The organism is Cyclobacterium sp. SYSU L10401 (assembly GCF_010993705.1).
GTDB lineage: Bacteria > Bacteroidota > Bacteroidia > Cytophagales > Cyclobacteriaceae > Cyclobacterium.
On record NZ_WOFO01000007.1, the window covers coordinates 178,989 to 192,029 of the forward strand.

Annotated in this window: 15 protein-coding genes; 4 read left to right on the forward strand and 11 right to left on the reverse strand. The window is 40.9% G+C overall.

Going from position 1 to position 13,041, the window contains the following annotated elements:
* Positions 1 to 62 precede the first annotated feature (62 nt).
* On the reverse strand, positions 63 to 572 hold the full coding sequence (locus GL182_RS16830; protein ID WP_163380938.1) for a DUF4221 family protein: 510 nt from the start codon (positions 570 to 572) through the stop codon (positions 63 to 65).
* Between the two features lie 87 nt (positions 573 to 659).
* Between GL182_RS16830 and GL182_RS16835 the strand changes: the two genes are divergently transcribed.
* The 4 genes from GL182_RS16835 to GL182_RS16850 all read left to right on the forward strand — a co-directional run bounded on the left by GL182_RS16835 (position 660) and on the right by GL182_RS16850 (position 2,541).
* Positions 660 to 1,073 carry an antitoxin Xre/MbcA/ParS toxin-binding domain-containing protein gene (locus GL182_RS16835; protein ID WP_163380939.1) on the forward strand — a complete coding sequence of 138 codons (414 nt, stop codon included), beginning with the start codon at positions 660 to 662 and terminating at the stop codon, positions 1,071 to 1,073.
* Between the two features lie 143 nt (positions 1,074 to 1,216).
* Positions 1,217 to 1,609, forward strand: a complete 393-nt coding sequence (locus GL182_RS16840) for an RES family NAD+ phosphorylase (RefSeq protein ID WP_240469868.1) — start codon at positions 1,217 to 1,219, stop codon at positions 1,607 to 1,609.
* A 268-nt stretch (positions 1,610 to 1,877) separates the two neighbouring features.
* Positions 1,878 to 2,090 carry a hypothetical protein gene (locus tag GL182_RS16845; protein WP_240469869.1) on the forward strand — a complete coding sequence of 71 codons (213 nt, stop codon included), beginning with the start codon at positions 1,878 to 1,880 and terminating at the stop codon, positions 2,088 to 2,090.
* Entirely contained in the window at positions 2,047 to 2,541 is a 495-nt protein-coding gene (locus tag GL182_RS16850; protein WP_205603673.1) for a nucleotidyltransferase, read from the forward strand. The genes GL182_RS16845 and GL182_RS16850 overlap by 44 nt, the downstream gene beginning before the upstream one ends.
* A gap of 21 nt (positions 2,542 to 2,562) precedes the next feature.
* On the opposite strand, the gene GL182_RS16855 is transcribed toward GL182_RS16850, so the two are convergent.
* The 10 genes from GL182_RS16855 to GL182_RS16900 all read right to left on the reverse strand — a co-directional run bounded on the left by GL182_RS16855 (position 2,563) and on the right by GL182_RS16900 (position 12,824).
* Positions 2,563 to 3,735: an ATP-binding protein gene (locus tag GL182_RS16855; RefSeq protein WP_163380940.1), complete on the reverse strand. Its 1,173-nt coding sequence runs from the start codon at positions 3,733 to 3,735 to the stop codon at positions 2,563 to 2,565.
* Positions 3,736 to 4,179: 444 nt separating this feature from the next.
* A complete protein-coding gene (locus tag GL182_RS16860) occupies positions 4,180 to 4,782 on the reverse strand; it encodes a DUF6134 family protein (RefSeq protein ID WP_163380941.1) in 603 nt (200 codons plus the stop codon).
* Between the two features lie 243 nt (positions 4,783 to 5,025).
* Entirely contained in the window at positions 5,026 to 5,412 is a 387-nt protein-coding gene (locus GL182_RS16865) for a PIN domain nuclease (RefSeq protein ID WP_205603674.1), read from the reverse strand.
* Positions 5,413 to 5,424: 12 nt separating this feature from the next.
* Positions 5,425 to 5,616, reverse strand: a complete 192-nt coding sequence (locus GL182_RS16870) for a type II toxin-antitoxin system VapB family antitoxin (protein WP_163380943.1) — start codon at positions 5,614 to 5,616, stop codon at positions 5,425 to 5,427.
* 61 nt (positions 5,617 to 5,677) lie between these two features.
* Entirely contained in the window at positions 5,678 to 6,823 is a 1,146-nt protein-coding gene (locus tag GL182_RS16875) for a DUF4221 family protein (protein ID WP_163380944.1), read from the reverse strand.
* 62 nt (positions 6,824 to 6,885) lie between these two features.
* Positions 6,886 to 8,040 carry a DUF4221 family protein gene (locus tag GL182_RS16880; protein ID WP_163380945.1) on the reverse strand — a complete coding sequence of 385 codons (1,155 nt, stop codon included), beginning with the start codon at positions 8,038 to 8,040 and terminating at the stop codon, positions 6,886 to 6,888.
* Between the two features lie 118 nt (positions 8,041 to 8,158).
* Positions 8,159 to 8,758: a helix-turn-helix domain-containing protein gene (locus GL182_RS16885; protein WP_163380946.1), complete on the reverse strand. Its 600-nt coding sequence runs from the start codon at positions 8,756 to 8,758 to the stop codon at positions 8,159 to 8,161.
* Positions 8,759 to 8,917: 159 nt separating this feature from the next.
* Positions 8,918 to 10,054 carry a DUF4221 family protein gene (locus tag GL182_RS16890; RefSeq protein WP_163380947.1) on the reverse strand — a complete coding sequence of 379 codons (1,137 nt, stop codon included), beginning with the start codon at positions 10,052 to 10,054 and terminating at the stop codon, positions 8,918 to 8,920.
* 32 nt (positions 10,055 to 10,086) lie between these two features.
* Positions 10,087 to 11,259, reverse strand: a complete 1,173-nt coding sequence (locus tag GL182_RS16895) for a DUF4221 family protein (RefSeq protein ID WP_163380948.1) — start codon at positions 11,257 to 11,259, stop codon at positions 10,087 to 10,089.
* A gap of 410 nt (positions 11,260 to 11,669) precedes the next feature.
* Complete coding sequence (locus GL182_RS16900) at positions 11,670 to 12,824, reverse strand: DUF4221 family protein (RefSeq protein ID WP_163380949.1); 1,155 nt, start codon at positions 12,822 to 12,824, stop codon at positions 11,670 to 11,672.
* Positions 12,825 to 13,041 lie beyond the last annotated feature (217 nt).

The following is a 13,041-nucleotide window of genomic DNA, read 5'->3' on the forward strand; positions in this document are numbered from 1 at the left end:
TTAGTTGATAATTAAACATATCCATCTTCATCAGGTTCACGAACCCTCCTGTACTATTCGTCTTAAAGCCAAAAAAAAAGTCTATAATTACTTGGGATAACGGATCGAAGTCGAAAAAAATCTCCGCCTTCCAATACCGCTAATTCATCCAAAGCCTGCTGCAATTTCACTTCCTCTAATTTCTCTACTTCCAAATTAAAAATCGCTGCATGCTTTAGCGAACCTGCTACTAAAACGCTGTCTCCTTCCAAAAGAAAAAATGGGTGAAAAAAAGGTCCGGTACCTTGGGGCCCTTCCCTTTCAAAGGGAATTTTCTCAACGAACTTTAATTCATCCAGATCTATTTTTTCCAAGGCATGGTCTGTCGGGTTGTAATTATATAGAAATCGTCCGTCTGCTGACAATTCAGCGTAGTTCAGATTTGCCCCGAGATAAAGAATTTCATCTCCAGGATCGACCAGTACGGTATCCAACGAAAAAGTAAGTTGCCATTGTTGCCCGATATTTCCTTTTTCGGGACTTCCGCAGCCGACGATTAAAAGAAGGACGATAAAAAACCCGAATTTGCTCATGGTCAATAGCTAAGCGTGGAATTTAGGAACATTTTCTCGTTTTTATAGAATTTTTTCTTAACTTTCTACTTCTGATAAACCGTTTTTATGAAAAGTGAGGTGATTAAAAAATCACATTTAGATCCCATCAGTAATTTTGAATTGGTGGTCCAGGCACAAAAAGGAGTCGACGCTGAAATGGCCTTCGAGATATCAGCATCACTTTTAATGCCGGAGGAAGACCTTTCTCTTATCCTGCACTTGTCAACAAAGACCTTGAAAAATTACCAAAAGGCCGAAAAAACCCTTAACCCAATAGCCAGTGAACAGGTGTTAAAGTTAAATGAACTCCGTAAAAAAGGGGAACAGGTTTTTGGCTCAGTTGAAGCTTTCAATAGCTGGCTAAAAAAGCCAGCAATAGGATTGGATGAGGCAATACCCTATCATTTTTTAAAGACCAGTGGAGGAATAGATTTGGTGATAGAAGAATTGGATACGATTGCTTACGGAGATTTTTCATGAAATCGAGCACGAAGCAAGCGATACATGGGGGAATGATTATCATTCGCGAGATTCCCCGTCCGACTGGCCTCCTCCGGGCGGGCATCCCGACCTTTGGTGCGGGGCAAGTTATGGCCGCTTAAAGACAACTATTAACATATGAAATGCAGGTATTCCGTATTTGTTTGGAAAAATATGCCCATGACCTCATTGCTTCAGGTAAGCCCAATAGATGGAATGTTTCGGGAAATTTTGTGATTTACACCTCATCCACCAGGGCATTGGCTTGTCTTGAAAATGTGGTGCACAGAAGCAGTGAGGGACGTAACAATCTTTTTAGGGTAATGGAAATCCAGATTGATGATGAAATCGGCATCACAAAAATCCCACTTGATTCCTTGCCGGAGAATTGGTACAAAAAAGCATCCTATCCCTTGTGCCAGAAAATAGGCAGTGATTGGTATAGAGAAGGAAAACACCTGTTTTGGAGGTTCCATCATCCATTATACCCAAGGAAAAAGTTTACATTAGCAATACCCGTCATACAGATTTTTTAATCAAAAAAATTCGATTGATGTCTACAGAGGAATTTGTTTTTAGTCCCAGGATCAAATCAGAAAATCCGGATATATTGGATTGATGATCCCGCTTTTCGGCATTTGCAATTCCGAACCCAGATAAACAGGGTTTGCAACCCTGCTTTCGAATCTAATCGTAATTAAAGGTACTATTGAACCGACCTATCCATCAAAGTAATCCTAAGAAAATTTTGAATCAAGTATATTTGTGTTTTTGGCCTTATATTTACGACAATTAAAGAATGTCATGATGGAACTTAAGTTTCAGTCCAAAGAAGAAAGCAACCGGGAGCAGCGGGAAGCATTTCTACGGCTGGCACCGAAAGACCGGTTCTACGCCTTCCTGGACCTTTGCGAAAACCTGAAAAAATTTCCAGTAAGATCAACCAATAAATCTCCTTCAGACAGTTTTATAATTGAAATTAAAACCCATGACAAAAATCTGGAAAGAGAACATTGATGCATTTTTAAAGGAAGCATCCAAAGAAGGGGTAAAGATGTTACTGGTAGGTGGCGGGGCGGTCAATTTCCACGGGTACCAAAGACACTCCGCAGATGTGGATTTCTGGATAGATACGTCTGAAGAAAATTTTTCGAAGCTACTCCAAGTATTTCGACGGATGGGGTATGAGATCGATAGCTTTCCTGAAAAAGTTAAAAATAAGGAACAAAATATATCTGTGAAATTCTCACCTGCAGATTTAAACTTAGAATTGATTACAAATTTTCAAATTGGAAAAAGCTTTGATGAGGCCTTTTCCGAAAGTGAAAAGGTTGAAGTTAGCAAATTTGGAGTACTCAAATGGAATGTCCTCAACTTATTTGACTTGCTGGAAAGCAAAAGACGAGCAGCGAGACCTAAAGATTTGTTGGATATTTTAGAATTGAAATCAATTCATAAGTTGGAATAAATTTAATTTTAATGGGAGCTTTTAGTTTTTCTCTGCTCCACTATTTTTTTTAAGAGCTTCACAAAACTCCTTCAAAGAATAATTTCTCAGACCCTCTTTCAGCGGATAACCCTCATTAACCCGGGAGATAACCGCCCCCTTAGCGGCTTTTGTATCCTCCATACTAATCAAAAAGCCTTTGCTGATCTTAGGTGAAAGGGTGTTTTTGATCTCAATGGCCCATTCCACTTTTCCGGATTTAACCAGTAATAGATCACACTCCGCTCCCTGATGGGTTCGGTAGAAGTAAAATTGGTAATCCAGTCCAAGCACATTAATTACCTGCTCTATGACGAATGTTTCCCATGAAGCTCCTATTAATAATTGATTGATCAACTCATCATATGATTTTACGCCTACCGACGAATGCAACAGTCCTGTGTCCCGGATATATACCTTGGGGGATTTGACTAAGCGTTTTTTAACATTTCGGTGATAGGGCTGAAGGATTCGGACCATAAATGACCCTTCCAGGAATTCCAGATAGCGGGTTACTGTAGGCCGGGTAATCCCCAGTGCTCTGGCAAAATTATCTCCATTCCACAAACTCCCCTGCACATGTGCCAACATCATCCAAAACCGTTCAACCAGCTTTGGATCCGTATTCAGCCCCAATAGGCCGAGGTCTCTTTCGATATAGGTTTTGATGAAATTTTCCCGCCACAAATTACTTATCCGCTCAGTGGATGCCAGGAATGACAGGGGATAACCTCCCCGCATCCAAAGACGCTCCATTTCCTCAATTAATATTTCTTTCAGCGTAAAAGGAGTGAGCTCGATATATCCTATCCTCCCCGCCAAGGAATCAGCACTACTCCGAATAAGGTCGGGTGATGCTGAGCCCAAGAGGATAAACCTTCCCGGCCTTCTGTCTTCATCAATGGAACTGCGAAGTTCTGCGAACAGCTCAGGCATTAGTTGAATTTCATCGAGGATAACGGTATTACCTTGATAATTCATTAGAAACAATTCCACATCACTTAGTTTGGCCCTGTCGCTCGCTTTCTCAAGATCCAGGTAAATTTTATTTTTTGCCCATGAAAGACTTTTAACCAACGTAGTCTTGCCCACCTGCCGGGGACCAACTATCCCGACTGCCGGAAATATTTCCATATATTCCTCAAACAGCGACTGTATAACCCTTTGCTTTACCATGGATTCATTTGTGTTCCATGTAAATATAGGTTGAAATAAAGACTTTAAAAAAATATTTTACCATGAAAATCGAAAATATAATTTTCGATTTTCATGGTAAAAATAAATTACTTTTTATATGTCCGTATAAAAATCATCGAGAATAGGGATACTGCCACAGTCGAATACACCCGCTGTCCCGCTGTTAGGCATTTGCAATGCCGAACCCAGATAAACAGAGTTTGCAACCCTGCTGTCGTATTTAATCGTAATTAAAGGCGCTATTGAACCGACCTATCGATCAAAGTAATCCTAAGAGAAATTTTAAATCAAGTATATTTGTCTAATATGACCTCCTATGCCTTATACGACTCCCTGTTACTTGAATCACATAGGTGCCTACTTAATGTCCGGTTAAAAAAGTTCATTCTCAGGATGGTGGTGAAATCGGAAAATCAGCAACCATCATTCCTTCCGCTGTATCACGTAATTCTTAATGGGACTGTGCATGCTGACCTCCTGCAATTTGCCATTCTCGTATTGGTAGTTGTTTTCGTTGCCTTCCACATAGGTATCGTAGGCCCCGTTTCCTTTAGCGGTAATGCTGGCAAACTGGCCGTGGTTTTCAGTAATCATCCTTTTTTTACCTTTCGGTTCCTCAAAAAACAAACGTACCGCACTGTAGTCGATTTTTTCACTGACCTGATCATTAAATTCATACTTATAGGAATTGGCCCGGATCTCATAGACCCCATCTTCCAGCCAAATCCTGGACAGAAAATCTCCCCGATTGGTCTTTTTTTCTACGGATGATTCGATAAACTGCCCCTGATGGTATTTTACTTTGGTGGTATAATCCAGGTTGATCCGCCCAAAAAACCAGAAGCTCACCTCACTTCTCAGCAAAAAATACGTGGTATCGGCTTTGGTTTCTTTGGTGGCTACCATATCCCCAATGTTGATGCCCAGGATGGTAACCTCATATTCATGCCTTTCCTGGGCTTGGAGCAGCATGGGTGAATAGAGTAAAATCAACACAATAGCACTTGTAAGCGTATTTTTTAACATTTATTTATCAATTTGAAGGCTAATCTTACTAATAGCAAACTTCAGTCCGATTTAAAAAAGAAGAGACATAAATATAAACTTACCAAAAAAACCTCAAAGGTTGATGATTGCGGATTTGGGATTGGAACGTAGCGCATGTACATGTAAGATTGATCCACCAACCTGGTCCACAAAACACTAATTAGACATAGAAATTTACCCTTTCGAAATAATGGTAAGATTACCGTAATACCGGTAGTAATTCTACGTAAAAAGCTTGATTGGAAAATGCCTTGAGATATGGTCAAAGTCTCTATCTGCATGATAGAAAGTAACATCAAATACCAATGCGTAGGATGCAATTAGGCAGTCCATGCTTTTGCGGACGGTGACACCCTTTTTTCTTAAGTTAAAGTATAATTTAGCAGCATTTACGGCCATCATTTTAGGGTCAGCTTCTAAAAACCGGATGCTCATCAATTGTTCTGAGAGCATTTCAAATGTTGCAAGATCCTTTACTCCCTGTAGAATTTCCTGAAGTATCGGAGGGCAAATACAAACCTCATTGCTGAGAATATGTTTCCGGACTATCCGAACCAGTTTTTCATCCTCTCCCCTGAAAAATTCTATCCAGATGCTGGTGTCAATCAAAAGAACCATTTTTTAATCCGTTCTCATTCGTTCCAAATCTTCCACCCAATCAATTTTACCGGCCATACCTGCCAGTTCCTCCCGTTTCAATTTTTGAAGAAAATCTTTTAGTGCTGCATGAACGATTTCTCTTTTGGTTTTCAAGGAGGTTTTGTTCAGGATTTCATCCATCAACTTATCATCGATCTCGATATTGGTTCTCATCCTATTTTAATTATACACCAATATAATAAGTTTTTTACACATTCCTATCCTTTTCCTGAAATTACAAATCAACCCTAAGACGCACAAACCCCATCTCATCCTCCAGATTGACGAAGACCCAAAGCATCCCATCTTTAATAAAATGCCGTAAAGGTTTCTCGGTTAAAAAGGGAAGCTCGGCCTCCTGGATCAGGTTCAACTCCTCATCGTACAAAGCCAGGTAAACATTAGCTCCGGCAGGCAGGGGAAAAAGTCCTTCCGTTATTTCGCTTTCATAATAATTCTCGTAAAATAACCGCCAATACCGTTTGTTCTGCCCATCGTAAACAGGCAATAAGTAATGCGGTCCTTCCATCAATTGCTGAAAGTACCTGGAAAACTCACCTGCAGCAGCAAAATCACGCCCCTTTGCCGTATTCTCCGACTCCATCCACTCACTATTGGAGGGAACAGCCTTTATGGTATCGGCTTTCGGGTTGTAATGGTAAAATTCACTTCCGGTCTCCGCCCCAAACAATACCCCACTGTCTACTATTTCCAAGTAAATCTCGGCTTCATGATAGGCGTAGTTCTCCCCATCATTTAAAGAAGCGGTATAATTCCCTAACTTATCCAATAAGGGTAAGGAATAGCGGTGGATTTGATGTTGATCCAGATCCAACCTGACAAACGATGCCAGCTCGTTTCGAAAAGCTTTTGCAAGGCCATATGCTTCCCCTTCACCGGAAGGATCCACCTGAACCCCTATAAGGGATTCCCTATCGCTAAGAACATCCCCGGAAAACTCCTTCGGATCCAGCTTCCAGGAACGGTCAAGTTTGCCACCTTGGTCAAAAACCATTGCCCCATTCCATGTGCTGAAGAAAATAGCTCCTCTCTTCCATCCCCTGAGGGAATGGATACCCCTTAGTCCGTCGGGACCTTCTTTTTCAAAGGGAATTTTTCGGTCCAGAACCAGGCAATCCAGGTCGATTTTTTCGAGTTGGTGTTGCTCCAGGTCAAAATTGTACAGGTACCGGTGATCCTCGCTCAGACCGGAAAGCTCAAGCCCCCACTTGAGAAACAACAGTTCCTCTCCCGGATCAATCTGTACGGTATCCACGCTGATTGTGAGTTCCTGAATCTCCTTTTCCGCCGGAGAACCGCAAGACGTCAGCATAAAAATCAAACCAAATACAAAGCATAAAATGTCAAGCGGATTTTTCATTTGAACCTAAATTGAACAAGGTGGATATAAGATGTGAAAATAGGTAAACCACACATCTGAATTCACAAATTAAAACTTAGCCTTACAAAGCCCATCTCATCTTCCATATTCTCAAAAATCCAGATTTTTCCGTCTTTGGCAAAATATTTTCCAGGAACCTTCTTGAGGTCGGTAACCAAAGATTCTCCTATCAGGGCCAAGTTCTTGTCATAAACTGAAAGATACACCCTTGCCCTATCCGGACTCAGATCCTGCATGGGTTTTTGGGAATTCGGATTATATTCGCCCATAGAGGAAAACCGGTAGAAAAACCCTTTTTCAGCATCCCAAAAAGGGGCTCCATAGGAAATTTCTTCATTGATGGACCGGTAAACAGCATTCATTTCTTTCTCTGAACTAACTTCATTGCGGTACACCCCAGACTTTTCAGCCGGCATGATCCGGCTTTCGTATGTATAATGCAGCAAAGTATCTGTTGCCTGATCCAACACATAAAGCTCATTGCTTACACCTGAACCCAAAATGACTTTACCTCCTTCCAGCACAAGGTAGGAACCAGGGTAAACAGAACTTTTGGATGGACCATCGGTAAAAGTCACCTTAAATGGGCGGACCCGTTCCATAATCACAGTAGGTATCCGTTTGATTTCTTTGTTAATGCCATCAATGATGGCCAGTTCATATTCATCCGTATCGAAGAGGGTGGCCATCCCATAAAAAACCAGGGAATCATCAGCAAAACCTTTGATCCGGTCCAACTGCTCATTTCCTGAAAAATGTCCCGAAGGCTCACCCAATTTGTTTAGCGGAAGGTCCATCACCTTTTTTCCCTTCCAGGTAAATATACCCCCCACTCCTGTATAACTTCCAAAATAAAGGCTGTCTGTGTTTACCGGAAAGATGGTAAAAACTCTTTCGCCAATGCCATTGGGTCCCTGTTTTTCAAAGGGAATTTTCTCTATCAATCGAAGCTCGTCCAGATCAATCTTTTCAAGGGTGTAGTCAAAATGATTGAAATTATACAAGTATCGGTGATCCGGAGAAAGAAAGGATTGAGAGAGCCATCCATTCAAAAAAAGGATCTCATCTTTGGAATCCACCATTACCGTATCCATAGAAAACGACATGCTATTTCTATTTGCAAGCTTGGATTGCTGTTCAGGACTTCCGCATGAAACCAATAAAATTATGGAGAAAAGGAAAATAAAATCTTTCATCTCTTAAATAGTTAATTTTAAATAATTTGAGGTGTTGATTTAAAATGAAAAAAACATAATTGGAAATTGAGGATTTAGGATTATTGGAGACAGTTTTTTGGGCTGATTACATATGTACCTATTTGATTATGTTTAATTTAGGGAAGTATTTCACCTTCTTCTCATTTTCAATTTTAACCGTATTAATTAAAATTAAAACGAAATTGTATAAATATAAAAATCCCAGTACAGCAAATTTAACTAATGGGTTTCCCAGTACGGCTGGAGATATATCCCCAGCTTGACTAAGTCGATAATACATACTACCAATGAAATAGATGTAAGTTAATATCACTATAATGGTCCAGGATATCTGAAAATTCAGAATTTCCTTACTTATGTAATTTATATCCTTTATTTTTCCCTTTCTGGAAATCCATAATATTAATGGAATTAATATTCCTAAAAGAGGGAATAGAACAAACCCTAGCGAAGAAAGATTTAAAGCCATAAGAAAACCTTTGTCTTCAGTAATAGTCCAATCAATTATCTCATCCGGACTTGAATCCAAGGCACTAGCCAATCGTCTAAGCGTGTCTCCACGTGGTTCTGTTTCACCATTCTCAATTCGCTGGATGGTTCGGATGCCTAATCCTGAGTTTTCTGCTAATAGTTCTTGAGAAAGTCCCCTGCGATTACGTAATTCCCTTACCCTTGTTGCCAGAATTAAATTTTTCATCTTTTCTATACTTTTAATTATCGAGCAAAAGTATACTTTTCCAATTCACGTGATTACGCCCCTATAGCGTCATATTTACGCCATTTGTGTTTAATGCGTCAAAGCGATGCCATTTATGGCCATCTTAGTTTTATGATTCAAGATTGGATAGATCCGAAATCATAATTCAAAATTCAAGCGCACAAACCCCAGCTCATTCTCCAGATTGACAAACAGCCAAAGCATGCCGTCCTTGACAAAATGGAATCCGGGTGGTTTCGTTAAATCTTCAACAAGGGATTCTGCAATCACGTTAAAATCAGCATCAAATACCGTCAGGTATACGGATGATTTATACACTTCCTCCTTAATAGCAGGGCTTGCAAAGTTGACAGCTTTATGGGAAAACCGGTAGAATCGATTGTTTTTTTTATCCCAAACGGGAGCCATAAAACTGATTTCTTGTTGTACGCTTTGGGTTTCTTTCTTAAATTCTTCCTCTGTTTCTGTTACCTGGTTGTATTTGCCTTTTTTCCTATCTTCCGTAAGCATAGGTTTATAGTTGATCTTTTTTAAAGTATCTAAATCGGCATCGTAAAGCAGGATTGTATTATTTACCTCATTGGTAATGATGTAATTGCCTTTGTGCTTAGAAATATTGGCTGAGGGAAAGGACATTTGTACTCTAGAAGGACTACTTAGCACAAATCGAAAGTTCTCCAGTGCATCCAAAGGAATCGGAGTCTTCTTCAAATGTCTGAAATCGGAATCCAACACACCCAAGGAAAAGGTTCTTTCCCTGGCATTTCTAATCAAGCCCACCATCTTCTGCGGATCAAACATATAGGTATTCAGAAATTCAAAACGTTCGCCCTCAATCAACCGATCCCCGTCGAAATCTATCTCCGCAATGGGGAATTCAGCCACCTTTCTCCCTTTTAAGTCAAAAATACCAACTTTTACGTACCCTAAAAACGCCACCAATTCGTCTGATATCAGATCCATTCTATATACCATATCTCCAACTCCATCAGGACCTTCCTTTTCGAATGCCAGTTTATCTTCAAGCTTCCTACTGTTTAAATTGATTTTCTCAATGGTGTGGTCGGAAAGGTTGAAATTATAGAGATAGTCTCTTTTGGCCTCCAGCGAAGCCATCCGAAGCCCTGCATTTAAATACAGCAGTTCATTTCCCGGATCAATCATTACTGTATCCAGAGAAAACTCCAGGTTAGTTATTCCCTGATTTCCAACCTTCTCTTTTTCGCCACAACCGATAAGATAGCTGCATAAATAGATTACCAAAAACTTTCTCATTTTATAGCTAATTTCTTGGGAGGATGGTGGATTTATGATTTCCGAATGGGTAAATCCGAAATCGACATACGTACAAACCCCATCTCATCCTCCATATTCTCAAAAATCCAGATTTTACCGTCTTTGGCGAAGTGATAGGCTGGTTTATTCGTCAACATAGGCACTCTGGATTCAGCGATTTGATTCAAATCTTTGTCAAAAACAGTCAGGTATACCTTCGCCCCTGTAGGAGACGGGACCATGCGGTTTTCGGGCGTTTCGGCAGTATCGGAAAATTCAGCCATACTGGAAAAACGGTAATATAATTCGTTTTTTTCATCCCAATGGACAGCATGAAACCCGATTTCCTCGTGAATTCTCCTGTAAATCCCCTCCATTTCTTTCCGGTCACTGACCTTACCGGGATGATTGCCTTTTTTTTCATTGGCCGTCAGTTCGCTTTCAAAAGCCCTTTGGTCTAAGACCCCTGTGAGCGGATCATACACATAAAGGTCGCTGGACACCTCTGCACCTAAAATTACCTTCCCACCTTCGCATTTAACGTATTCTGAAGTCCCCATAACATAACCCATTTGACCATCATTGAATTCGATCTTAAAAGCACTGGTTTTTTCGAAAAGCGGTACATCAATCCTTTTAAAATGGTCTTTGCCCAAATCAAAAACCGCCAGGGCGGTGGTTTTTTGCTCCCAATTTGAAACCAAACCGAAAAACACCTGGGGCTTTCCCGGTTGGATAACAGGCATAAAAAGATGTTCCCCATCTACTATCCGTTCAGCCTCCGCTCCTACTTTCTTGAAGTCAAACTGCCGCTTTTTATTCCCATCCCAATCCAGGAAATTGTCCTGGTTATAGCTTCTGAACAAAATGGAAGTTTCATCCACTAACAAAAAACCCATAACATACTGCCCCACGCCGTTTGGCCCCTCCTTGGAAAGGTTGATTTTGTCTTCAAACTTGAGTTCATCCAGATTGATTTTTTCAATGGAAAAATCGGTAGGATTAAAATTATACAGATACTTTTTATCCGGGCTCAATTGGGCTTGATTCAAACCAGAATTTAAGAATAGGATTTCCTGACCCGGATCTACCATGACCGTATCCAGGCTAAAATCCAGGCGGACTTCACCGTTTTTTTCCCGGGTATCACGGCCCTCACAGCCAATAAGTAAACTAGCGAAGAAAAGAAAAACGAAAAGCCTCATGTGGTTAAGATTTGATTTAGACTAAAAAATTAAGAATTTTCCGGGCAAATTAAAATAAATAGGTGTTAAAAAAGGGTAAATAAACCACACATTTAATTTTGGTCTCTATATATTACATGTTTCGTCATATATTACCCTGTAAATACTGCACATTTTCAATCAAAATACCCTGTATTTATTACATTTTATCTAATGAACCTACCCTGTCTCCTTTTATTTAACCATATAAGAGATATAAGGGATTATAAGGGTGAAGTTTCCCGGGTTACTTTATTCACCAATTATCTATGCCTTCCGTCGGGTTATAAGATCCCAAAACAACCAAAATAACTAAAAAAATTCCTTATATGTTCTTCTATGCCTTATATGGTTCAGATTCCTTTTTTTAACAACCTACAAACCATCCGAAATCACAAATCGAAACTCAACCTTACAAAGCCCATCTCGTCTTCCAAATTCTCAAAAATCCAGATTCTTCCATCTTTGGCGAAGTGGTAAGGCGGTGGCTCGTCCAATTCAGGAACGGCAGATTCCCGCAAAAAATTAAAATCGGCATCGTAGATCGTGAGGTACACGCTGGCACCCGTAGGTCTGGGAAAAAGACCATCCGAAGGACTGGTCTCCCCTACCCGGTATTCCTGCTTGTAGGAAAACCTAAAATAAACCTTTCGACTTTCGTCCCAAAAGGGCTTATTATAGGAAATTTCCTCCGTCGCTTTCTTATACAATTCTTGAAACAAGGCCCTATCGTTTATTTTTTCCGGAAAGACGGTCTCCTTTTCCCGGGGAATCCAACCGTTTTCGAAGGTCTTTTTATGAAATTCCTCTTGTCCCGGTTCCCGTATATAGAGATCTGAACTTCCGTTTAGGCCGAGCAAAACCCTATCATTTACCACTTCCAGGTATTCTCCGCCGCTTATAAATAAAGCAGTGGTCCCATCGTCAAAGTCCGTTTGGTACTGTGTGGACTTCTCCAGCAAGGGGTTCCTTACTTTCCGATACGTTTTTTCTTCCGTGTCCCAGAACATTAGCTGCGGTTCCCGTTCTCCGGGAATGATATATACCCCGGCATAGGCCGACCGGGTCTCCGGCAATCGCACCGGAAACAGTACGTTTCCTTCTTCCCTTTCCGAGGCAAAGGAAGGGATTGTTTCCGGGCCTACATCGGCTAGCTTTTTTCCGTTGCTATCAAACAGGGCATGATTGCCGTACCCGGACATCAAAAACCGATCCCCGTCCACCAGTCTCAGCCCCAGGGAATATCCCCCAATGCCATCCGGTCCTTCTTTTTCGAATGGAAGCAAAGCCTCCAGTGCCAAGGTATTTAAATCAATTTTTTCCATGGCACTTGTTTGGCCATTAAGGTTGTACAGATAGTGTTTGTCCCCGGTAAGGACTGCAGAACGCAAGCCGGTATTCAGAAACAGGATCTCGCCCCTGGCATCAATCTGGACCGTGTCCAGAGTAAAATTCAATTCCGGCGCTCGACCGTTCTCACCGGAGGAATCGTCGGATCCACAAGCTGCCAAAAACAGGAAAACCAAGAAGAACAACAATTGCTTCATGAGCCGTAAGATGATTGAAATAGAAAAAATACGAAAAAAATGGCGGGCTTGAAAATTCCTCTCGACAATAAAAATCCTATCAAATGGAGTCATTGCCAGAGGTCTTACGAAATGAAACCGTTGAGGTCTCGAAGACCTCAACGGTTACGGACATTGACCTTTGGGGTTTTCCCAACCCCGAAGGTCTTTCCGCAGCGCGTGCACGGAAAAACCGTCG

What these genes read in the sequence shown, in the direction of transcription:
- GL182_RS16885 (WP_163380946.1), bottom strand. Translation starts at nt 8,758, where the DNA reads ATGAAAAATTTAATTCTGGCAACAAGGGTAAGGGAATTACGTAATCGC.
- GL182_RS16860 (WP_163380941.1), bottom strand. Translation starts at nt 4,782, where the DNA reads ATGTTAAAAAATACGCTTACAAGTGCTATTGTGTTGATTTTACTCTAT.
- GL182_RS16880 (WP_163380945.1), bottom strand. Translation starts at nt 8,040, where the DNA reads ATGAAAGATTTTATTTTCCTTTTCTCCATAATTTTATTGGTTTCATGC.
- GL182_RS16890 (WP_163380947.1), bottom strand. Translation starts at nt 10,054, where the DNA reads ATGAGAAAGTTTTTGGTAATCTATTTATGCAGCTATCTTATCGGTTGT.
- GL182_RS16845 (WP_240469869.1), top strand. Translation starts at nt 1,878, where the DNA reads ATGATGGAACTTAAGTTTCAGTCCAAAGAAGAAAGCAACCGGGAGCAG.
- GL182_RS16900 (WP_163380949.1), bottom strand. Translation starts at nt 12,824, where the DNA reads ATGAAGCAATTGTTGTTCTTCTTGGTTTTCCTGTTTTTGGCAGCTTGT.
- GL182_RS16870 (WP_163380943.1), bottom strand. Translation starts at nt 5,616, where the DNA reads ATGAGAACCAATATCGAGATCGATGATAAGTTGATGGATGAAATCCTG.
- GL182_RS16830 (WP_163380938.1), bottom strand. Translation starts at nt 572, where the DNA reads ATGAGCAAATTCGGGTTTTTTATCGTCCTTCTTTTAATCGTCGGCTGC.
- GL182_RS16835 (WP_163380939.1), top strand. Translation starts at nt 660, where the DNA reads ATGAAAAGTGAGGTGATTAAAAAATCACATTTAGATCCCATCAGTAAT.
- GL182_RS16875 (WP_163380944.1), bottom strand. Translation starts at nt 6,823, where the DNA reads ATGAAAAATCCGCTTGACATTTTATGCTTTGTATTTGGTTTGATTTTT.
- GL182_RS16855 (WP_163380940.1), bottom strand. Translation starts at nt 3,735, where the DNA reads ATGGTAAAGCAAAGGGTTATACAGTCGCTGTTTGAGGAATATATGGAA.
- GL182_RS16840 (WP_240469868.1), top strand. Translation starts at nt 1,217, where the DNA reads ATGCAGGTATTCCGTATTTGTTTGGAAAAATATGCCCATGACCTCATT.
- GL182_RS16895 (WP_163380948.1), bottom strand. Translation starts at nt 11,259, where the DNA reads ATGAGGCTTTTCGTTTTTCTTTTCTTCGCTAGTTTACTTATTGGCTGT.